Raw genomic sequence first — 18,307 nt, forward strand, 5'->3', positions numbered from 1 at the left:
CTTTAAGCGTATATGATGCTTTGCCAAAAACTCAGTAAACTTCATCTTTGAACACGAAATATCGCTAAATACATTAATAAAACTAATATATTACAACGCTTAACATTATAAATCTTTGAAAAACATCTAGCCATACCCAAAACCAACGCTTAGGATGGTGCTTACGTACTCGTAAGGAATACGTAAGGAGCAATGCGTAATAATACGTACAAAAATCTGTTCGATAAATCAACTTAAGTAACAACACATAAGGAAAACAAGACATGGATGCTTTAACATTATCCAGACTGGGCGTAAAACACACCCAGAGTGCAGTAGCCGAATCGCTCAGGATTAATACAGGATTCGACGTGACAAGCCCCGTCACTTTTTACGGCATTGTTAACGAACGCTGCAACGTTAAATGCCGCCAGTGCGAGTATTGGCGGCTCAAAGAATATAAAGACGAAATGACAATCGAAGATTGGCAAAATGCCCTGTTCAGCGTCAAAGAATTTGTGGGCGAATTTTCGATCAACTTTAGCGGCGGCGAACCTTATATTAAAAAAGGTTTTCTAGACTTGCTAGCTTTTGCAAACAAAAACGGCATCCACGCCGGCGTAACCACCAACGGTTATTGCATGACCAAGGAAAATGCTGCTAAAACTGTGGCGGCGCGTCCTTTTAATGTGAATATGTCCGTTGACGGGCCGAATGCAGAATTGCACGATTATTTGCGCGGTCAACCCGGATTGTTCGATAGACTATCCAAAGGAATCGGTTATCTGCGCGCCGAACAAGAAAAGCAAAATGTCCTGTTTCCGATTAACGTCAAACCAACTATCAACCGCCTCAACTTCCGCCACTTAGAGGAAATTGTCACCTGGGCGAAAGGAATTGGAGCCACAACGGTGAACTTCCAACCAGTCAACCGCTGGACACCAGAAACCTATTCGGAATTGTGGATTGAAGAAGCAGACAGGGAAGAATTTTCACAGGTGATTGAGCGCTTAATTGAGATGAAGAAAAACGGCGCGCCAATTATGAACAGCGATGAAGTATTGCGTTTGATGGTTCCTCACTTCCAAGAAGAAAAAGCTCCCGATTCAACTCGCCCTTGTCGCGTTGGACTGCGTAATTACTGGATCGATACGCGCGGCGACGTGAAATTGTGTGATGAATATCCGGTGATTGGCAATGTGAAAGAAGGCAGCGCCCGCGCGATTTGGTACGGCGAAAAAGCTCAAGAAGTTCGCCGGGATACTTTGAATTGTGGCAAGCTTTGTCTGATTACTTGTGTGTCGCAAAAGACGATTTTCGACAAGGTAAAAATGGGGATGAAGTTATTAAAAAATTGAGGTTTGAGCAGTGTTAAAATTGCTTGTGTTCATGGTGCCGGGTTTTGGTAACAAACCCGGTTTTCTGTTTGATGAATTGTATTTTGGTTCGTACTGAGGAGTTTAGTTTTATTCAAAAAATGAGGACTTGAGTCTTCACTACAAACACTTGGAGAAAATTTTCCTTGCCAGCACCAGGATACCCAGTATCAACAAGTAGCAGAACCTCAACTATAGCCTTTTTCAAAAAGATGAGATATCATGTTACTGACACTCACGAGTGAGGCGAAAATATAGCAGATCAAATGAACTATAATTACATGGTTGAGTAAAGCCTCCCCTGCGATACCAAACTTCCTAGCCTTTTTTAACTCATAGCAAGCAATGCTTGACTCACAAAACGTTTAGTTGTACCAAACATTATAAGCTGTTAGTCATTTAAATTTCTTGCCTGAACCCCTTACAGTATGGGGTATAGACCACAAATAATGCAGTTTAAATGTGGAACAGCTTACATTATTAACAATCAAAGCTTATTCGATTGATTTTCGGCCAAAAATACTTGAAATTTATCATGCAATACGGTTTACTTAAGACTGTTCAGTCTATAAAATTATGTGAAAAATATACACGCTCGTTTGCCGCGCGTGGACGTTCTCTTCGGACAAAAAAGCGTTAAGTGAACCGTATTGACAGATAAACTATCGGCAAGCTGTAGGAAAACTGCATTGCCTTTGGTCGTGTGAAGAGTAACATCAAATTCGACTGCACATCAATTGATAGGGAATCTAAGTTATGGAATTCTTGATGGTCTTCCTTCCTGTAATAGCGCTCATTCTATTTATTATCTGGTTTGTTAAATGGTTTGCTGCATGGTCTGCTAAAGTAAAGGCTTCCTTGCCAAGTTTTTCTAGAGAAGCTCGTGTCGTTACCAAGCGTCAACATCTCTTACCTGGTTGGTTATTCGGAACAATATATTATGTAACTTTTGAATTTTCCGATCGCAGCCGAGCAGAGATTTGTTTAGAGCCTCACGATTATGCTATGCTAGCCCAGGGCGATCGAGGTACACTTTCTTATAGTATTGTGCCGGGTGCCGCTCCAGGAAAACTTGATTTTCAGAGCACTGTGTTTAAGAGATTCGATCGAGATTTGACATAACCGGTCGATGTTTCACGCTTCGCCAACCTCTCAGCTTCAACATGAAACATTTCAAGTCGTGGTGTTACAGCATAAAAGCCTAAAAACCCCGTGACTTTTGTCCGGGGATGTGAGGCTGTTGCATATTTAATCTGCCTTCAGTCTTTTTAGGTTGACAGATTTAAGCGACTTGGATAGAGATGAAAATATGTTAAATTTCAGACTTCTGTGGTTGCGATTCCGGCACAGCAACTTCTACATCCGGCAGATTGACAGCAACTTCCGCAGATTCTGTAAGAGATTCTACAATCTCAATATGCTCAGGAGTGCGTTTAGAAAAGCCCCAAACAAACATCAAGGCGATAGAGGAAATTAGCAGCCACTGCGGAGGTACTAAATTTTCATTAATTACTCTTACCAACAATCGCATTCCCACGAAGCCAACTGTAATGTAGCCAGCATCTTCAAGGTGTACGAACTCGTCTAACCAGCGGATGAATAATTCCGCCATAAATCGCAGGGCGATAATTCCAATTGTGGCTCCAGTAACCACCAGCCAGATTTCGTTAGAAATTGCGATCGCAGTTGTAACGCTATCCAAAGAAAATGCTAAATCCGTCAAAGCAATCACTGGAATTGCTTTCCACAGAGACGAAAATCTGGGGCCGTGATGTTCTCCATCGGAGTCAGCATCTGAGGCAAAGTGCTGGAAAACTAGCCACAGCAGGTACAGCGCCCCCAGCAGTTCAAACTGCCAGTATTTGATTACCCAAGTCGCTGTTAAAATTAGTGCGATTCGCAGTACAAAAGCAATTATTAAACCGAGGTTGAGAGCTTGTTGCTGTAGCTTTTCATTTTCCAAACCTTTGGAAATAGATGCCAGGGCGATCGCGTTGTCAGCCGAAAGTACCGCCTCCAAGGCTACCAAAACCAACAATAATAAAAATGTGTCAACTCCCAAATTGGGCGAACCGTCGAGAAATTGCTCTAGCATTTAGTATTTTGTGCACCTAACGATTTGCAAGGGTCGAGCTCAGCGCAAATTACCGGCTCTGTCTAAAATGAGTGTCACCTTCACTTATCTTAACCTAGTGCGGTAACTTTGTCGCGGGCGATCGCTCTCAAGGAAGTTCGGCAATGAATTATCTAACGGATTTAAGGGATTTAACGGATTTACGCGATCGATGTTGAGCCTAGAAGTCAAGCGTGAAGACTTTTCCCACTCTCCCACTCCTGCACTCCCCCACTCTCCCACTCTCCCAATCCCCCACTCCCCGACGCACCAAATATATTGCAAGTTGTAACAAACCATTCCCAAAAGTGCCAATTTGTCTCAAATTGGTGAAAGCTCGTGCCCGCGAAAAGGAGTTTTCCGAATATGTCTTTAACAGATACCCAAGTCTACGTAGCGCTCGTAATTGCTTTGATTCCCGGAATCTTGGCTTTCCGGCTGTCAACTGAACTGTACAAGTAGTTTCGAGACACCAGTAGCGAACCGCAAAACGCCTGCACAAGCAGTTAAATCTCGAAATTACAGACAACTGCTGCCACCGTGGAGTAGATTGTTTGTGGTCAGCAAGATGAGACTGCAAGGGCAGGCATTTTTATTGGAAAATTCCGTCTTCAGGCGTCACCCAGTCTCAAAAATTTTGGCTGTCAGCACCCTGACAAACAGGGGCGAGTGTGCGTTAAACTCAGAATTTTCGGTTTTCAGCTCAAAAACGTCAGTCTCAGGTATTTGAAAAAAGATTATGCAAGCGATTCAACCCACCGTTACTCCACTCCGTCCTGTAAAAAACCCCCCTCGGGCTACTCCTCGTCGTAGCAGCCGCCAGCGTTCCTACCCTCACCAAGCGCTCGCCGCCGAAACAGGAGTCAAGTTAGCAGTCAACATGGTACTTTCAGTCTGTGCGACTTCTGCTTTGATTCAGCTTTGGCCTCACTACCGGGCTGTGCAAGAAAAATTGCACGAAATCCAAGCTGAAGTCAATCTTACGAGCGAGCGAGTAGAGAAGTCGCGATCGGACTTTAACCGCTATTTTGACCCCAGTCAAGCTAAAAGTGTCATGCAAGAGCAAAGCAATCGAGTTGATCCCCAGCAACGTCCAGTGATTTTGCAGGAACCCCAAGCACCCGATGCCGAGGAATCCACCCCGCAGCCTTAATCGTGGGATAGCAACCTTAATCTGAAGATTGTTGTAGGATGTGTACCGCGCACACAGAAGAAAGAAGAGCGCACAAATAAGAGCGGGCGAATGGAATTCGCGCCTATACAAACAAAACCCGCCTCCGCGGGTTGAAGAAAGGACGGTTGAAATTACCTTATTCTCTTCCGTCGGCGGAGGCGGACATTGTTTGTGTAGGCGCGGTTTCCGCCGTCTTTGCCATCACGGTTTTTTCTTTCAGCAGTTGCAGTGCAGCTTGATATTGTAAGTCTTCTTCAGTGCCAATTCGATCGCGCGCAATCGACTCTAAAGGCACTACGCGATCGGGCGCAATCCCCAATTTGTTAATATCCGTGTGGTTCGGCGTCTCGTACTTAGCCACAGTCACAGCCAACCCGGAACCGTCAGACAAATCAAACAGCGACTGAATCAGTCCTTTGCCGAAAGTCTTTTCGCCCACCAGTTGAGCTCTGCCGTTATCTTGTAGCGCACCAGCCAAAATTTCGCTAGCACTGGCTGTTCCCTTGTTCACCAAAACAATTAGCGGATCGCCAGTCAAAGCTTGTCCCGAAGCCTCAAAACTGCCGAGAATGCCTTGTCTGTTGACCGTGTAGACGATCGTCCCGGAATCGAGCCACAAGCGCGCAATTTCAATCCCCGCTTGCAATAGCCCGCCTGGGTTGTTCCGCAGGTCGAGAATGTAAGCGGCGGCGCCTTGTTTTTCCAAATGGTCGATCGCGTGGGCGACTTCTTCCGTGGCGTTAGCGCTGAATTGGCTCAAGCGAATATAGCCCAGCGGTAAATTGTCCGGCCCAGACTGCAATTCGGCATAAACCGGGTGGAGTTCAATCCGATCGCGCACTAACTTAACATCCTCTGGAACGTCCCTTCCTTCGCGTCCCAAGGTCAAAGTTACAGGAGTGCCGATGCGGCCGCGCATTCGAGTGGCAGCTTCGTCTAGGCTCAATTCTGAGGTAGCAGTGCCGTCAATTTTCAAAATGCGATCGAGCGGTTGGATGCCGGCTTGATCCGCCGGTGAACCAGCTAAAGGAGCCACCACTGTCAGCGTATTTGTCTGGGGGTCGATCGCAATTTGCAGCCCAACTCCCGTCAATTCTCCCGAAGTGTTGACCTGCAAACTGCGGTACTGTTCAGGTTTCAGCAGTCGAGTGAAGGGGTCGTCCAGATTCGCCAGCATCCCCTGAATCGCCGTGTAAGTCTGCTGTCTGTCGTTCAGCGGTGCCTTAACGGCTTTTTCGCGAATCGACCACCAGTTTTTCGAGTTGAAGCTGTCATCCACATAAGAACGATTGACAATGCGCCAAGCTTCGCTCAAAAGCTGCTGTTCTGGAGTTAGCGCCGCCGCAGGCCCAGCCCACGCGCCGAGAACCAGGGCGACTTGGAGTAACAGTACAATTGCAGTTTGGAAAACTCGTCTGTGCATGATTTTTCTGTAAAAGATAGGCAAGTATTGCATTTCCTGTATTTTGAGTTTGTAGGCTTTTCAGCTTTTGCGCAGTCAAATCTCCCGGAGACATTCAGGATTTGTCAAACGTTCGCGTCAAATGTCCGCCGCGAACAAAAAATTATTTAAATGTAACATTTAATCTCAAAATCAATGAAGTTTTATCATTAATATTAATCTAACGCTGTGACTCGCTGGGTGGCTCAGACTTTGGTCTGTAGCTTGGCTTTTGGCTCTATGCCAGCTTGGGGCGGATGTTGAGCTTGCAGAAAATGGTATTTGAGGCTCGGAAAAAGCATCGCTCCGTGAAATCTGCACAGCAATTATGTTACATTTTTTATCATAGTCTGGAATTCGATCGCGCAACGCCAGCGAGTAGGGACAAGCGACCGCTTAGTTTCCAAGCACTTGCGGGCGATCGCACAATAGAGTTCCTTTCGTCAGCTCCAAATTTAAAAATAGCCTCAGGCATTTGCTAGTAAAAGCCAACTGCTCGGCGCGGGGCGACAAAAAAAACCTTGTGGCGGCTGCCCTGAACCTCAACCACAGCAATATTCTTTTAGGAATTCTGGCTCCATGTTTTCTAAACAAATCACCGAATCAAAAACCTACCAGTGGTTTGATGAACGCCTGGAAATTCAGGCGCTCGCAGACGATATCACTACAAAGTATGTACCTCCCCACGTCAACATCTTCTATTGCTTGGGTGGCATTACTCTAGTTTGTTTTCTGATCCAGTTTGCCACCGGCTTCGCCATGACTTTCTATTACCGTCCCACGGTAGCAGAAGCTTTTTCTTCAGTGCAATACCTGATGAATGAAGTTAACTTCGGCTGGCTGATCCGCTCCATCCACCGCTGGTCTGCCAGCATGATGGTACTGATGATGATTCTGCACACCTTCCGGGTTTATTTGACCGGCGGCTTCAAAAAGCCCCGCGAATTAACCTGGGTGACAGGAGTCATCTTGGCAGTCCTCACCGTTTCTTTCGGTGTAACCGGCTACTCTTTGCCTTGGGATCAAATCGGTTACTGGGCAGTTAAAATCGTTTCCGGTGTACCCGAAGCCATCCCGTTTGTCGGCTCTTTGTTGGTTGAACTGCTGCGCGGCGGTGTCAGCGTCGGTCAAGGTACTTTGACTCGTTACTACAGCTTGCACACTTTTGTCTTGCCTTGGCTGATTATCGTCTTCATGCTGGCTCACTTCTTGATGATTCGCAAGCAAGGCATCTCTGGCCCATTGTAAATTTTGAGTTGCTGGGGCGGTATTTTTTTTGCCCCCCTGCTGAATTTTGGGTTGAAAATTCAGAATTCATCTCTCATGATATTTATTACGGTCAATACTTCCTGCGATCGCGCCGCTGATTCCGACTAACGAATACAGCGGAATGCCAAGCCCAAGTAAAACTAAAAGGAGAACACTGTTACTATGTCTATTCTCAAAAAACCAGATTTGAGCGATCCAGAGCTACGCGCTAAGCTCGCTAAGGGCATGGGTCACAACTACTATGGCGAACCAGCTTGGCCTAATGACTTGCTCTACGTTTTCCCAATTGTGATCATGGGAACGATTTCTCTGTGCGTCGGCTTGGCTGTACTAGACCCGGCTATGATTGGCGAACCTGCCAATCCTTTTGCTACACCGCTGGAAATTCTGCCCGAATGGTATTTGTGGCCTGTGTTCCAACTCCTGCGCGTTTTGCCTAACAAATTGTTGGGAATTGCTTGCATGGCTGGTGTTCCTCTGGGCTTGATTTTGATTCCGTTCATCGAGAATGTTAACAAGTTCCAAAATCCGTTCCGCCGCCCTGTTGCTACTACAGTCTTCCTGTTGGGAACTGCCATAACTCTGTGGTTGGGTATTGGTGCTGTTTTCCCGATCGACAAATCTTTCACCCTGGGTCTGTTCTAAGATTCACGGTTGCTTAAATTTGACGCCCGTGGGTTTCCTGTAAAGTGCTTTTGTACTACCCGGAAACTTTAACGGGCGTCATTTTATTTGAGATTTGAGATTTGGACTAAAGTACGAAATATAGCTTTTCTCAGAAAGATGTGGTACGCTTCCGGCATAGGGGATATGGCATGAGGCTCTCCTCACTTTTTTGAGAACCGTTATACCATGATTAAAGTAATTTTTTAAGTAGAATTTCTACTAAATTAGATGCTCTTACCCTGCTGTCCCCCAAGAGCGAACTATGCAACAATCGCTCTTGGGGAACAGCACTACAACTGTAAAACTGAGATGCTTTCTATGAAGACTTCCATTCTTCATTACAAACAAATTTGATGGCGGGTGTGCGATCGGAGATAATATAACTAATGACCGATGACTAATGACTGATGACTGATGACTCAAACTATTGTCGTTAAAATAGGAACTTCGACGCTGACTCGATCGACTACCGGGAACTTAGCTCTCTCAACTATTGCTGCATTAGTCGAAATCTTAGCCGATTTGCGGCAGCAAGGACATCGAGTAGTCTTGGTTTCTTCGGGTGCGGTGGGGGTGGGCTGCGCGCGCTTGGGCTTGACGGAACGCCCGCGAAATATCGCTCTGAAGCAGGCTGTGGCCGCCGTGGGGCAAGGGCGGCTGATGCGCGTGTATGATGACTTGTTCACTACTCTACAACAGCCGATCGCCCAAGTATTGCTCACCAGGGGCGATTTAGTGCAGCGCAACGGGTATGTTAACGCTTACAATACCTTTCAACAACTGCTCAGGTTGGGCGTAATTCCGATCGTCAATGAGAACGATACTGTAGCGGTAGACGAGCTCAAATTTGGCGATAACGACACGCTTTCGGCGCTAGTAGGGAGTTTGGTAGAAGCAGATTGGTTGTTTTTGCTCACGGATGTCGATCGGCTGTATTCCGCCGATCCGCGCAGCAATCCCGACGCGCAGCCGATCGCCCTAGTAGAAAGTATGGCACAACTCACAGAATTAGACGTGCAAACAGGAGATTCCCGCAGCGGTTGGGGAACCGGCGGAATGGTAACAAAAATTGAAGCAGCGAGAATAGCCACAGCATCGGGAGTGCGGACAGTCATCACTAACGGCTGCTTTCCTGGTAATATCGAGAAAATACTTAACGGAGAGTCCATCGGCACTCAATTCGAGCCACAACCGCGCCCTGTAAATGCTAGAAAACACTGGATAGCTAACGTGCTAATTCCAGCCGGAAAACTGTATTTAGATGCCGGTGCTGTCAACGCAATTTCCCACGGCGGAAAATCGCTGTTAGCTGCGGGAATTTCTCAAGTAGAAGGAGAATTTCAAGCTGATGATTCCGTGCAGTTGTGCGACGGATCAGGCAAGCAAATTGCTAGAGGACTTGTGAATTATAGCAGCTTAGAATTGAGACAAATCCAGGGCTGTAAATCCGATAAAATTGCTGAAATCTTAGGCTATGCCGGCGTAGAAACGGCGGTACATCGAGATAATTTAGTGATTGTTTAATCATTAAGCCGTTATACATTATAATGTACAATTCTGCTTATTCAAACTTTTGTGGGGTGTGCTTATAGCCCAAAATATAAATACAGAATAGCTTAACAAACATCCAAACAGTCAAAAGCGCGATCGATCGCAGAAATTGACGATACTTGCAGCATAGTATTGCAAGAATTTGTGGTGCTGTGTCCGAACAACTCATTCATCGCTTCTGTAAACAGTTCAAATACATTTTGTGCTAATTCTAAAGCTGCTTGGCGTTCGGAATCAGTAAGTTCTATTTCTGCTAAAAGTTGCAGCATCTCCGGTGTATTTAAAATGTGATGATTTTCCAAATTTACATAACCTCCTCCCAAATAAATATATTATTTTTTCGTAATTTGCTGTAATTCCATTACCACTTCTAGCACCGCCTCACAAAAAACTGTGGCGCTTCCTTCCAAGGCTTCGGCTAACACCAGTTTCTGAATGGGAGAGGCTTTCCAAGCGTAACATTCGAGAACTGAACACAGCGATCGAGTTTTTTGAGTTTCTTCACCCCAAAGCATCCTGAAGTCGCCGTAACTCATTAATTTGTTCAAGCCGAATGTTTCTAGATGTTGCAGATATCCCTGCCAGTAGTAGTTTTCTTTGTAAGTATATTTGTTAATCAGTTCCTGAACCTTGTGATTGCTAGAAGATTCTCGGAGGACGTACTTGTTTAAGTCGCTCAAGCCCATAGCCAAAGGATCGAGTACAGGTGCAAAAATTAGTCGTTGATTCGGGTGAATCTGTTGATTGGCGAGGAATTTAAATAACGGCAAATTTGTAAACTCATGTTTTTTTTGTGCAATGAATGCTAGAATCGTTTCCATAGATTTTTTGCCTAAGTAGCTGCTATCAAGATAATCTCTCAACATAATGTTGATGCTCCGTTAATTATCTATGTTGTTGAGATTAAATAAGTGTGTTTACGATCATACATATTTGTATTTTAAATCATAGCTAAGCGTGTTTGTGGTCACAGGAAATTGTGATTTGCATCAGATTTGGTAAATTACAAGATCAGGACTTGCGCAAAAAATGGTTTGACGCGCTGCAAGATCAAAGTTATGCGTAAGTTATATATTGCCTCTCTTCGGACACTTCTGTGTAAAATAACAATTTCTAATTTTCATAATTGCCTTTAGGTGCATTGTGAGTTACTCTGTCTTTTGGCTCAGTTAAGAAAATAATAGGAGTTAATCTTGGAACGGACTTTTTTAGCGATTAAGCCAGACGGCGTACAGCGCGGACTCGTCGGCGAAATTATCGGTCGTTTTGAAGCCAAAGGCTTCACGCTAGTTGGGATGAAGCTAATCACGGCGAGTCGCGAACTAGCCGAACAGCATTACGGCGTACACAAAGAAAGACCGTTTTTTGCGGGACTGGTAGACTTCATCACTTCCGGGCCGATGGTGGCGATGGTGTGGGAAGGCGACGGCGTTGTGGCCTCGGCGAGAAAAATGATTGGCGCCACAAATCCTCTGAATTCAGAACCTGGGACAATTCGCGGCGATTTGGCTGTGAATGTTGGTCGCAATATCATTCACGGTTCTGATGCTGTGGAAACTGCGAAGCAAGAAATTAGTCTCTGGTTTAAAGCTGAAGAATTGAGTGATTGGACTCCTTGTTTGACTCCTTGGATTGTGGAGTAGTTTTGATATTCTCCCGATTGTTAATCGGGAGATATAGCCTTTTTCAAAAAGGTGAGGTACGACTGGGCATAGGGCATGGGGCATAGGGCATAGGGCATAGGGCATAGGGCATAGGGCATAGGGCATAGGGCATAGGACATACCTCACTTTTTTGAGAACCGCTATATGTCTGGTAATTGGTAATTGGTAATGGAAAAAAAGGTAATTAGGAAAAAGGTAATTGATAGTTCCTCTAAGCTTTCTGAGGTTTCTTTTATGTAAAGATGCTCGGTACTGTGGTTCTCCCTGGCGATCCAGAATTTGGCATACCTCATCTTTATGAGAACCGCTATATACGCGGCAGGCATTTTTTCCAAATTAATATGGCTGAGACAGGCAGCAGAATAGTCTAGGTACTTCCCTGCTTTTAAAAGGTTTGAAACACTTGGAAATATTAAGTTTCGCGATTGTTCCACCCACCTCACCGCGAAAGAGACGGCTTTTTAGACTGGCTTGCTGCTCGCGATACTACGCCTGTGATGATTATCTTGACTCAACATTTCACCCATTTTGATAATTTAATTGAGGTGGATGGGCAGACTGTTCGGCTGTTGGAATTGCCAGATAATTTAATATTTACTCCAACTTCTGGCAATGGGTTTAACGGTGGATTAAGTGGCTCAGGCGCTGTCGCTGTGGGTGGCAGATGTGGAGAGATTGGGTAAAGGGCGATCGCACCCAGATACAACAGAATCGGGAGTATAATCATCGAGTAATCATGTAGTCTTCCGAGTGCGTCCGCCAAATCGACGGACATGGGGAGAAAATCTAGATTTGAGCATTTGGATAACCTGCATCACAGGGGATTTAAGCCCTCACCTTTAGGTAGATTGTTTTTAGGCTGGGGCTTAAATTCCCTGCCTAAAAACTTCGCTGTCAACTGTCAACTGTCAACTGTTAAGGGCTTTGAGGCGATCGCAAGCAGTGATTTGACTTGCATCAACTCCAAAAGCTCCTGTCTCAATGTCGATCGCCACAATCTTACCACGATCGCCTGTCTCGACTTGAGGTCGGACTTGAGATTCATAATATCTCATCGCCCGGTGCACGCAAATTCCTCTTTGTTGTAGCGAGGTTGTCGGACTATCATCGTTTTGACCTCGTTCATTGCTCTTTTATTTTAACCTGGGCGCTCGCACCAAAAATAGCTATGATTGATCGCCCACGTGTTATCCTGTAGCAGTAGCTCCGTATTTTCAAAATTAGAGCGTCATGACAACAGCAGTCTCGATCGACATTGGTACACTGATCGCACGCACCCCCGGACTGCACGGTGGATGTCCTCACATCGTCGGCAAAGGTGTCACGGTTCGGCGAATTGTAACTTGGTACAAACGCGGGCTTAACGCTGAAGAAATTTGCGATCGTATCGGACATCTCACCCTCGCCGAAGTCTACGCCGCACTCACATACTACCATGCCAATACCGCAGAAATAGAGACCGATTTGCTCCATCAAGAATCAGAGGCTAAGCGTTTAGAATATCTGCACAGCAAGTCGAATCAAAAAGCATGACTGAAATTAGGCTTTACTTAGATGAAGACTCCCAAGATCAGTCCCTACTACGGGCATTGCGAGCACGTCAAGTTGATGTCACAACCGTCAACGAAACTCAAACAGAAGGGGTAATAGACGAAGAACAACTTCGGTTAGCTGCAACTCAAAGTAGAGTCTTGTACAGTCACAATATCGGAGACTTTTGCCAGTTACATAGTGAATTCCTTGCGAGAGAAGAATCTCATGCTGGCATTGCGCTGCTGTCACAAGACTATTCCGTCGGTGAGCAAGTTCGAGCTATTCTGGAACTAACTGCTAATAAAACAGCAGAGGAAATGGTGAACCTGTTAGAGTTTTTGGGTAAATATTTGAAAAATGGCTAGTGTAAGTCTCAGCCGATATTGATCTACACAAATCGATCGCACAACCGCTATCTTCTAACAGTAGCTTAGTCTTTGGAAAAGGCGATCGCCATAACAACAGCAGTCCAAAAATAGAACCACTGTTTCCCCTAAAAACATCCTAAAATCCATCACAACAACCCGCGATAGCGAATAAAAATCAACACCACAGCCCACGAACCCAAAGCAACCTTTATCGCCACTAAAATATTCAGCAAAGGCACTACACCACCGCTAACTAATGCCCCAAACTCTCCGTGCGGCAACTCGTAGCCAGACAAAGTAATCGCCGACAACACCACAAAAACCAGTACCGAAATCTTCTCCCATATCGCCGCGTGCGATCGCTCATAAATCCGCTGCATCCACTCGGATGACGAAGTAATCGCCACCAAACCGATCGCAGTTCCCCCCGCAACACCCGCCGCAAAACCGCCTCCCGGAGTCAAATGTCCCCGCAGTGACAATTCAATACTCACCAAAGCCGCAATAGTTGCTCCTAAACGAGCTAAAACAATTGAAGGTTGATCCGTAAACTGATAAATTGTGCAGGATGGTCTTTCCGTGGCTAACAGAAAATTAGCGCCCATAATGGCGATCGTAAATACCACCACTTCAAAAATCGTGTCATACAGGCGATTTCGGAAAATAATCGCCGATACTGCATTTGGAATCCCACTATCTTTGACAATCAATTCTACTATTGCCAAACCTGATAAACCTGACGCAGGATTCGCAAACAACAGCATTTTAATGTAAAGCAATATCCCCGCTGCAATGTAAACCCATTTCATTGATAATCCTCCCCTGAACCTGAAGCAATTTTATAATCTAGACTGGTATTTATTGATGAAATTTCAGGCTGCATGATGTCATATAGCCGTTGGATTCTAGTCACAGTTTGATAATGTTTTGTTTCTGCATTACCTGCTGCATCACTATCTAGCACAGGCACACAACTTGCATGAATTTCTTTCTCCATCAAGGCGCGGTGTAAAGCCTGGGGAGTTGTGAAAGGTACTACCTCAATACGGAGATAATACTTGTTAAAAATTCTGCGAAAATCATTCATCAATGAGTTAAAATCGCGGGGACTCTCTACCGTCAACTCTACCTTTAAAACATCACCCTCCGACTCGACTTTCTCCTCTTCCAACACGCCCAAACGCATCACCAAGGACGATCGCACTGCCACCGCATACAGGGTTATTGCCAGCATTGTACCCATCAATGCTTCCGTCAAGGCCACATCCGCCGCCCCAAACACTGAATATACCAATGCTGCGATCGCACCTAATATGCCGCGAATGACTAGGGCATGGTAGGGATTCACCTGAACTACTACCATACAAGCAGCCAAGGGCAACAGCGCAGTTAAGATATAGATATAGCTATCATCATTCATAATGTCTCTGTTGGAAACTCCTTCTGATTTTCTGCCTCTTCACTCGAACAGTGTGCAAACACATATCCCAGCATTGTATTCCAGATTGCTAAGGAAATAATTGCTAAAGTTAGCAGCGGCCATCTACTAGGTATTTTGATCAGCAGCCCGATCACTATTAGCATGGAACCCAAGGTATCCGCAACCGAAAGACTGTGTAACTTAAATAATACCGATCGCTTGCCGAGTAGGTGAGAAGTTCCCCAAAACCAGAAGAATACTCCTACAACCATCAAGAAATAACTCAAAACATCAATAATCATAGGTCGTCCAGTCGTTTTATGATATGTGCCAACAGCATTAATCCCGCATTTCCTACGGTGAGGATAATCGCCCCCACAGCGCCAATCATCCAATCATCGCGCAAGACAGATATGAACAAAGTCATAATTCCTGCCTTTGTGGAAATACTGGCCAATGCCAACATTTTCTGCCAAACATCATCATCCGTCAATGCCTCGTACATGGGGATTAGCATCGCTGCAATCATCGCAATTAAGAGCCAATTCATGATTTTTTAATCGGGAAAATCCGGTGAACTTCGTAGCAGCCTTCTTCGTTGTATTTCACCACAATTGTTTTGGGTGTAAAGGTGATTAGAAATACATCCAGAAATATCATGATCGGCGATCGTTTCATTTTTGCCTGTTCCAAAATCATGTCTTCTCCGTTATGGGGACGAATGATAATTTCAAAAGCCTCAATGTATGCTACTGGAATCGCAATCAGGATTTTTTTGAGCATACTTAGCCAATCCTTTATCCGTTCCGGGGATGTATAGCCGCGGGGGAGGAGAAATGCGATCGCTATACCAATGATGATATTTGGCACAGTGAAATCGGCTGTCAACAAAAACCAAATTGTCAATCGTAATATCAAACTTCCAATCATCTTTTTTCTTTTTTAAACTTCTTGCATAAATATTTCATTGCTGCAACAACCGCAGATATCAGGCAGATAAACGGAGACAATTACAAGATAGTTTCTAGTTTTACCAGAAAGAATTGGTTTAAAGCCTCTCTCTTTTAGGGAGCAAATAAAATCAGACAATTCATTACTCCAATCCTCTTCCTTCTTTTGTCAACTGTCAACTGTCAACTGTCAACTGAACAGATGTTTCTTACATACCCTTACTGTTAGTGATCGCAATTTCGATTTAACTGTGGGTTCCTGTCGCTAATGCCATCCAAAAAAGTACGATCAAAGTTAGAGTCATCACACCTACCAGATGATCGAATTGCTCAGGTACACGCGGCAGAGCGATCGCTAACCGTTTAATAATTAAAACATAAATCAGCCACCCTATCGCGATCGTGATAAGTGCTTTGATGATGCTTTCAATGGTATAAGCATCTAAGTATACTACATTTGCGATAATTAGCCCGCTAATTAAGAGGATGACGGCAGGCCACAAACCGGACTTGACTTCCTGTTTTTCTCCGCGCGGGATAAAGATGAATTTGGCGAAGGCTATGGCTGTGCCTGCGGCGGCGATATTCATAGGGATTACCTGCCAAGGTGCTACACTTGTTAATGTCAACACTTTAGACCCAAATCCTGCCAACAAAGGAAAGCCGGAAATCGATAGACTGGCGATAACTAGGGCAATCCAAAGGTTTGGATCAATCGGTTTAGATTGTAGTTCTTTGAAGTTTCTACTTGGTAATGAACCTGCAATTAAAAATAGATTGGATTTCACTAAACCGTGAGTCAGCGCATAAAATCCACCGACTTCTGGTGCTGCTAAAATAAAGCCTAACTGGCCAATTGTGCTGAAGGCTAACATCCGTTTGGTGTCTTTTTCAAAGACGGCATAAAATCCCCCCATCAAGGCTGTTGCTACGCCAAATATTTTGACGATATTACCAATATCGTCGGAAATTAAAGCACAGCGCAAGAGAGGTAAAATACTGGCTTTGATGACAATTCCTGAGAGTAAAGCAGATACTGGGGTTTCTGATTCTGAGTGAGTTAGCGGCAGCCACAATCCCGATACAAAAATCCCCCCTTTGAGCAATAATCCCAGAAAAATCAGGGCTAAGGCTTCTGGTGGCGCACCTTTTAAGCCGTCAAACAAAAAGGAATTATGTTTTTGATAGACTAGCACTGCGCCTACTAGATAAAATAGCATGGCGGTGTTGCTGATAAATAGATAGCGCAAGGCTACCCATAAAGAGCGATCGGTGCGAGGATAGGCAATTAACAGAAAAGCTGCTATTCCGCTGACTTCTAGGGCGACATATAAACTGACAAAATCTACACAGATAAAGGTAGCATTTATACTACCATGCAGAATAATCATCTGGGAGTAAAAAAAGGCTGATTTACCACTGTCCCAACAGTAAAAAATCACGGCAGCAGTTACTATGGCATTTGTCAATATAAAGTATGCGCCTAAATGATCTGCGACTACTTGAACGCCGAAATTATCTAGTAACTGTAGTTTAACCGGTGACTTTTCGAGAAATAGTTGTAGCGCATAGCCGGCCGAAACAAAGGTGACTGCTAAGGCGAGATATTTGTCAAGCTTGGGGAGTAAATAAATGACGAATCCGATAAAAAATGGTATGGTCAGCCAAGCGATCGTAATAATATTCATGGATGGGTTTACGGCGTGTTATTTTTCTCGATCTCGCTGGTTTCCAATGTGGGGTTATCTCGTGCTAGCTTCATCACACCCACCAGCATCAGGGCTTGAATCGAAAAGCCGATGACGATCGCAGTTAAGATGATCCCCTGGGGAACGGGATCGGCGAAAGCTCTATTTTTGACTTCTCCCATAATTGGCGTGAACAAGCCATTTAGGGATGCAATCACGACATAATAGGCAATTACACCGGTGCTCATCACGTCCATAGAGACGATCTTCATCACCAGGTTCTTTTTAAGGATGATACCAAAAAAACCGCACAATATTGTGGCAAATACGAAGGCTTCTAACACGGAAATTTTTGTTGCTTAAGGTTTGGTGACAATCATACATTATTTAGGTGCTATTAATAAAGTAGAGCGAGTCGATCGATTTTAGGTTGGAGATTTTATCTTTGAGATTAACTCGGCAATTAATGCGATCGCGGTTGGGAATCTCTCCTATGGTGGCATTGGTTGTGGGAATTGGTGTTAAATGGGAGTACAGAGTGTAACTGGGGCGATCGCGCGTGCAGGACGATCGGGCGATCGCACCCAGATACCACAGAATGGGAGTACAATGAATGATATTTCTTTTAATAGTGATGCGCCGACTGGAGACAATAACCCCCGCGTGTATTGGCGAGAGTGTGTTTCTTGAGTGTATGATGTCCATTTGCTTATGACTCAATATACCCTGCCTCCGCAAGTGTTATTCTGAATACACCACTCGTGACTGCCGTGAAGATAGGGATGGGCTATCAGCCAGCCTCGGAACAGGCAAGATGCCCGTTCCACAAAAAAATGATTTTTCTTATTTATTTAGTGTGGGTATAATTCTCGCCCGCTCACCAATTATTTGCCAAATATTATGGTCTTTTTACACTTACCTACTTATCAAAATTACTGCTAAAATAAAGTACGAGTCCTTGCCACTCAAACGCAGACCATGACCGCACAAACCCCAGTACAATTCCAAGACAGTTTCGACATCATCGTAGTAGGTGCCGGACACTCAGGCTGCGAAGCCGCCCTCGCCACATCTCGCCTCGGATGCCGCACCCTTTTACTCACCCTCAACCTCGA

Annotated in this window: 26 protein-coding genes; 12 read left to right on the forward strand and 14 right to left on the reverse strand. The window is 44.8% G+C overall.

Annotated elements, in window-relative coordinates:
* Positions 1-263: 263 nt before the first annotated feature.
* Together QUB52_RS14650 and QUB52_RS14655 are read left to right on the forward strand one after the other, a co-directional pair.
* Complete coding sequence (locus tag QUB52_RS14650) at positions 264-1,337, forward strand: radical SAM protein (protein ID WP_332972849.1); 1,074 nt, start codon at positions 264-266, stop codon at positions 1,335-1,337.
* Between the two features lie 774 nt (positions 1,338-2,111).
* Positions 2,112-2,477: a DUF2500 domain-containing protein gene (locus QUB52_RS14655; protein ID WP_265235932.1), complete on the forward strand. Its 366-nt coding sequence runs from the start codon at positions 2,112-2,114 to the stop codon at positions 2,475-2,477.
* Positions 2,478-2,667: 190 nt separating this feature from the next.
* Here QUB52_RS14655 and QUB52_RS14660 read toward each other — a convergent pair whose 3' ends face one another.
* The gene (locus tag QUB52_RS14660) at positions 2,668-3,450 is read right to left on the reverse strand and encodes a TerC family protein (RefSeq protein ID WP_265235934.1); all 783 of its coding nucleotides are present in this window, start codon (positions 3,448-3,450) and stop codon (positions 2,668-2,670) included.
* An 84-nt stretch (positions 3,451-3,534) separates the two neighbouring features.
* Entirely contained in the window at positions 3,535-3,768 is a 234-nt protein-coding gene (locus tag QUB52_RS14665) for a hypothetical protein (RefSeq protein WP_332972848.1), read from the reverse strand.
* Between the two features lie 66 nt (positions 3,769-3,834).
* Between QUB52_RS14665 and psaM the strand changes: the two genes are divergently transcribed.
* Complete coding sequence (gene psaM / locus QUB52_RS14670) at positions 3,835-3,930, forward strand: photosystem I reaction center subunit XII (RefSeq protein ID WP_015174804.1); 96 nt, start codon at positions 3,835-3,837, stop codon at positions 3,928-3,930.
* Positions 3,931-4,207: 277 nt separating this feature from the next.
* Positions 4,208-4,621 carry a hypothetical protein gene (locus QUB52_RS14675; RefSeq protein ID WP_265235955.1) on the forward strand — a complete coding sequence of 138 codons (414 nt, stop codon included), beginning with the start codon at positions 4,208-4,210 and terminating at the stop codon, positions 4,619-4,621.
* Positions 4,622-4,778: 157 nt separating this feature from the next.
* Here the strand turns inward: QUB52_RS14675 and ctpA are convergent, their stop codons facing one another.
* A complete protein-coding gene (gene ctpA / locus QUB52_RS14680) occupies positions 4,779-6,065 on the reverse strand; it encodes a carboxyl-terminal processing protease CtpA (RefSeq protein WP_265235957.1) in 1,287 nt (428 codons plus the stop codon).
* 597 nt (positions 6,066-6,662) lie between these two features.
* Between ctpA and petB the strand changes: the two genes are divergently transcribed.
* The 3 genes from petB (at position 6,663) to proB (ending at position 9,542) form a co-directional block, all read left to right on the forward strand.
* Positions 6,663-7,331 carry a cytochrome b6 gene (petB, locus tag QUB52_RS14685; protein WP_265235959.1) on the forward strand — a complete coding sequence of 223 codons (669 nt, stop codon included), beginning with the start codon at positions 6,663-6,665 and terminating at the stop codon, positions 7,329-7,331.
* Between the two features lie 183 nt (positions 7,332-7,514).
* Complete coding sequence (petD, locus tag QUB52_RS14690) at positions 7,515-7,997, forward strand: cytochrome b6-f complex subunit IV (protein ID WP_265235961.1); 483 nt, start codon at positions 7,515-7,517, stop codon at positions 7,995-7,997.
* Positions 7,998-8,432: 435 nt separating this feature from the next.
* On the forward strand, positions 8,433-9,542 hold the full coding sequence (gene proB / locus QUB52_RS14695; protein WP_265235963.1) for a glutamate 5-kinase: 1,110 nt from the start codon (positions 8,433-8,435) through the stop codon (positions 9,540-9,542).
* A 92-nt stretch (positions 9,543-9,634) separates the two neighbouring features.
* On the opposite strand, the gene QUB52_RS14700 is transcribed toward proB, so the two are convergent.
* Together QUB52_RS14700 and QUB52_RS14705 are read right to left on the reverse strand one after the other, a co-directional pair.
* Positions 9,635-9,871, reverse strand: coding sequence for a hypothetical protein (locus tag QUB52_RS14700; protein WP_332972847.1), 237 nt, complete (start codon positions 9,869-9,871; stop codon positions 9,635-9,637).
* A gap of 30 nt (positions 9,872-9,901) precedes the next feature.
* A complete protein-coding gene (locus QUB52_RS14705; protein WP_332972846.1) occupies positions 9,902-10,390 on the reverse strand; it encodes a hypothetical protein in 489 nt (162 codons plus the stop codon).
* A 372-nt stretch (positions 10,391-10,762) separates the two neighbouring features.
* Between QUB52_RS14705 and ndk the strand changes: the two genes are divergently transcribed.
* Together ndk and QUB52_RS14715 are read left to right on the forward strand one after the other, a co-directional pair.
* Positions 10,763-11,212: a nucleoside-diphosphate kinase gene (gene ndk / locus QUB52_RS14710; protein WP_265235966.1), complete on the forward strand. Its 450-nt coding sequence runs from the start codon at positions 10,763-10,765 to the stop codon at positions 11,210-11,212.
* A 446-nt stretch (positions 11,213-11,658) separates the two neighbouring features.
* Positions 11,659-11,916 (forward strand): hypothetical protein, encoded by a 258-nt coding sequence (locus QUB52_RS14715; RefSeq protein ID WP_265235968.1) that lies wholly within the window; start codon positions 11,659-11,661, stop codon positions 11,914-11,916.
* Between the two features lie 225 nt (positions 11,917-12,141).
* On the opposite strand, the gene QUB52_RS14720 is transcribed toward QUB52_RS14715, so the two are convergent.
* Positions 12,142-12,288 carry a hypothetical protein gene (locus tag QUB52_RS14720; protein WP_265235970.1) on the reverse strand — a complete coding sequence of 49 codons (147 nt, stop codon included), beginning with the start codon at positions 12,286-12,288 and terminating at the stop codon, positions 12,142-12,144.
* Positions 12,289-12,463: 175 nt separating this feature from the next.
* On the opposite strand from QUB52_RS14720, the gene QUB52_RS14725 reads away from it, so the two are divergent.
* Positions 12,464-12,766, forward strand: a complete 303-nt coding sequence (locus QUB52_RS14725) for a DUF433 domain-containing protein (protein WP_265235972.1) — start codon at positions 12,464-12,466, stop codon at positions 12,764-12,766.
* A complete protein-coding gene (locus tag QUB52_RS14730; protein ID WP_332970124.1) occupies positions 12,763-13,131 on the forward strand; it encodes a DUF5615 family PIN-like protein in 369 nt (122 codons plus the stop codon). The genes QUB52_RS14725 and QUB52_RS14730 overlap by 4 nt, the downstream gene beginning before the upstream one ends.
* A gap of 149 nt (positions 13,132-13,280) precedes the next feature.
* Here the strand turns inward: QUB52_RS14730 and QUB52_RS14735 are convergent, their stop codons facing one another.
* The 8 genes from QUB52_RS14735 to QUB52_RS14770 all read right to left on the reverse strand — a co-directional run bounded on the left by QUB52_RS14735 (position 13,281) and on the right by QUB52_RS14770 (position 17,897).
* A complete protein-coding gene (locus tag QUB52_RS14735; protein ID WP_265235976.1) occupies positions 13,281-13,943 on the reverse strand; it encodes a Na(+)/H(+) antiporter subunit B in 663 nt (220 codons plus the stop codon).
* Positions 13,940-14,554, reverse strand: coding sequence for a DUF4040 domain-containing protein (locus tag QUB52_RS14740; RefSeq protein ID WP_265235978.1), 615 nt, complete (start codon positions 14,552-14,554; stop codon positions 13,940-13,942). The genes QUB52_RS14735 and QUB52_RS14740 overlap by 4 nt, the downstream gene beginning before the upstream one ends.
* Entirely contained in the window at positions 14,551-14,856 is a 306-nt protein-coding gene (locus QUB52_RS14745) for a monovalent cation/H(+) antiporter subunit G (RefSeq protein ID WP_375339807.1), read from the reverse strand. Before QUB52_RS14745 ends, QUB52_RS14740 begins: the two co-directional genes overlap by 4 nt.
* Positions 14,853-15,104 carry a hypothetical protein gene (locus QUB52_RS14750; protein WP_265235980.1) on the reverse strand — a complete coding sequence of 84 codons (252 nt, stop codon included), beginning with the start codon at positions 15,102-15,104 and terminating at the stop codon, positions 14,853-14,855. Before QUB52_RS14750 ends, QUB52_RS14745 begins: the two co-directional genes overlap by 4 nt.
* Positions 15,101-15,484, reverse strand: coding sequence for a Na+/H+ antiporter subunit E (locus tag QUB52_RS14755; RefSeq protein WP_265235982.1), 384 nt, complete (start codon positions 15,482-15,484; stop codon positions 15,101-15,103). Before QUB52_RS14755 ends, QUB52_RS14750 begins: the two co-directional genes overlap by 4 nt.
* 265 nt (positions 15,485-15,749) lie before the next feature.
* Positions 15,750-17,192 carry a cation:proton antiporter gene (locus QUB52_RS14760; RefSeq protein WP_265235984.1) on the reverse strand — a complete coding sequence of 481 codons (1,443 nt, stop codon included), beginning with the start codon at positions 17,190-17,192 and terminating at the stop codon, positions 15,750-15,752.
* 8 nt (positions 17,193-17,200) lie between these two features.
* Positions 17,201-17,536, reverse strand: a complete 336-nt coding sequence (locus QUB52_RS14765; RefSeq protein WP_265235986.1) for an NADH-quinone oxidoreductase subunit K — start codon at positions 17,534-17,536, stop codon at positions 17,201-17,203.
* A 43-nt stretch (positions 17,537-17,579) separates the two neighbouring features.
* Complete coding sequence (locus QUB52_RS14770) at positions 17,580-17,897, reverse strand: hypothetical protein (protein WP_265235987.1); 318 nt, start codon at positions 17,895-17,897, stop codon at positions 17,580-17,582.
* A gap of 273 nt (positions 17,898-18,170) precedes the next feature.
* Between QUB52_RS14770 and QUB52_RS14775 the strand changes: the two genes are divergently transcribed.
* Positions 18,171-18,307, forward strand: a 137-nt coding sequence (locus QUB52_RS14775; RefSeq protein WP_332975426.1) for an FAD-dependent oxidoreductase, incomplete at its 3' end; no start/stop codon positions are given.

This window comes from Microcoleus sp. A6-C6 (assembly GCF_036705955.1).
Taxonomy (GTDB): Bacteria; Cyanobacteriota; Cyanobacteriia; order Cyanobacteriales; family Microcoleaceae; genus Microcoleus.

Bases quoted from the DNA above. Each gene is read 5' to 3' on its own strand.
- QUB52_RS14650 (WP_332972849.1), top strand. From the start codon at position 264: ATGGATGCTTTAACATTATCCAGACTGGGCGTAAAACACACCCAGAGT.
- QUB52_RS14655 (WP_265235932.1), top strand. From the start codon at position 2,112: ATGGAATTCTTGATGGTCTTCCTTCCTGTAATAGCGCTCATTCTATTT.
- QUB52_RS14660 (WP_265235934.1), bottom strand. From the start codon at position 3,450: ATGCTAGAGCAATTTCTCGACGGTTCGCCCAATTTGGGAGTTGACACA.
- QUB52_RS14665 (WP_332972848.1), bottom strand. From the start codon at position 3,768: ATGGTTTGTTACAACTTGCAATATATTTGGTGCGTCGGGGAGTGGGGG.
- psaM (WP_015174804.1), top strand. From the start codon at position 3,835: ATGTCTTTAACAGATACCCAAGTCTACGTAGCGCTCGTAATTGCTTTG.
- QUB52_RS14675 (WP_265235955.1), top strand. From the start codon at position 4,208: ATGCAAGCGATTCAACCCACCGTTACTCCACTCCGTCCTGTAAAAAAC.
- ctpA (WP_265235957.1), bottom strand. From the start codon at position 6,065: ATGCACAGACGAGTTTTCCAAACTGCAATTGTACTGTTACTCCAAGTC.
- petB (WP_265235959.1), top strand. From the start codon at position 6,663: ATGTTTTCTAAACAAATCACCGAATCAAAAACCTACCAGTGGTTTGAT.
- petD (WP_265235961.1), top strand. From the start codon at position 7,515: ATGTCTATTCTCAAAAAACCAGATTTGAGCGATCCAGAGCTACGCGCT.
- proB (WP_265235963.1), top strand. From the start codon at position 8,433: ATGACTCAAACTATTGTCGTTAAAATAGGAACTTCGACGCTGACTCGA.
- QUB52_RS14705 (WP_332972846.1), bottom strand. From the start codon at position 10,390: ATGGAAACGATTCTAGCATTCATTGCACAAAAAAAACATGAGTTTACA.
- QUB52_RS14720 (WP_265235970.1), bottom strand. From the start codon at position 12,288: ATGAGATATTATGAATCTCAAGTCCGACCTCAAGTCGAGACAGGCGAT.
- QUB52_RS14725 (WP_265235972.1), top strand. From the start codon at position 12,464: ATGACAACAGCAGTCTCGATCGACATTGGTACACTGATCGCACGCACC.
- QUB52_RS14730 (WP_332970124.1), top strand. From the start codon at position 12,763: ATGACTGAAATTAGGCTTTACTTAGATGAAGACTCCCAAGATCAGTCC.
- QUB52_RS14735 (WP_265235976.1), bottom strand. From the start codon at position 13,943: ATGAAATGGGTTTACATTGCAGCGGGGATATTGCTTTACATTAAAATG.
- QUB52_RS14740 (WP_265235978.1), bottom strand. From the start codon at position 14,554: ATGAATGATGATAGCTATATCTATATCTTAACTGCGCTGTTGCCCTTG.
- QUB52_RS14745 (WP_375339807.1), bottom strand. From the start codon at position 14,856: ATGATTATTGATGTTTTGAGTTATTTCTTGATGGTTGTAGGAGTATTC.
- QUB52_RS14750 (WP_265235980.1), bottom strand. From the start codon at position 15,104: ATGAATTGGCTCTTAATTGCGATGATTGCAGCGATGCTAATCCCCATG.
- QUB52_RS14755 (WP_265235982.1), bottom strand. From the start codon at position 15,484: ATGATTGGAAGTTTGATATTACGATTGACAATTTGGTTTTTGTTGACA.
- QUB52_RS14760 (WP_265235984.1), bottom strand. From the start codon at position 17,192: ATGAATATTATTACGATCGCTTGGCTGACCATACCATTTTTTATCGGA.
- QUB52_RS14770 (WP_265235987.1), bottom strand. From the start codon at position 17,897: ATGGACATCATACACTCAAGAAACACACTCTCGCCAATACACGCGGGG.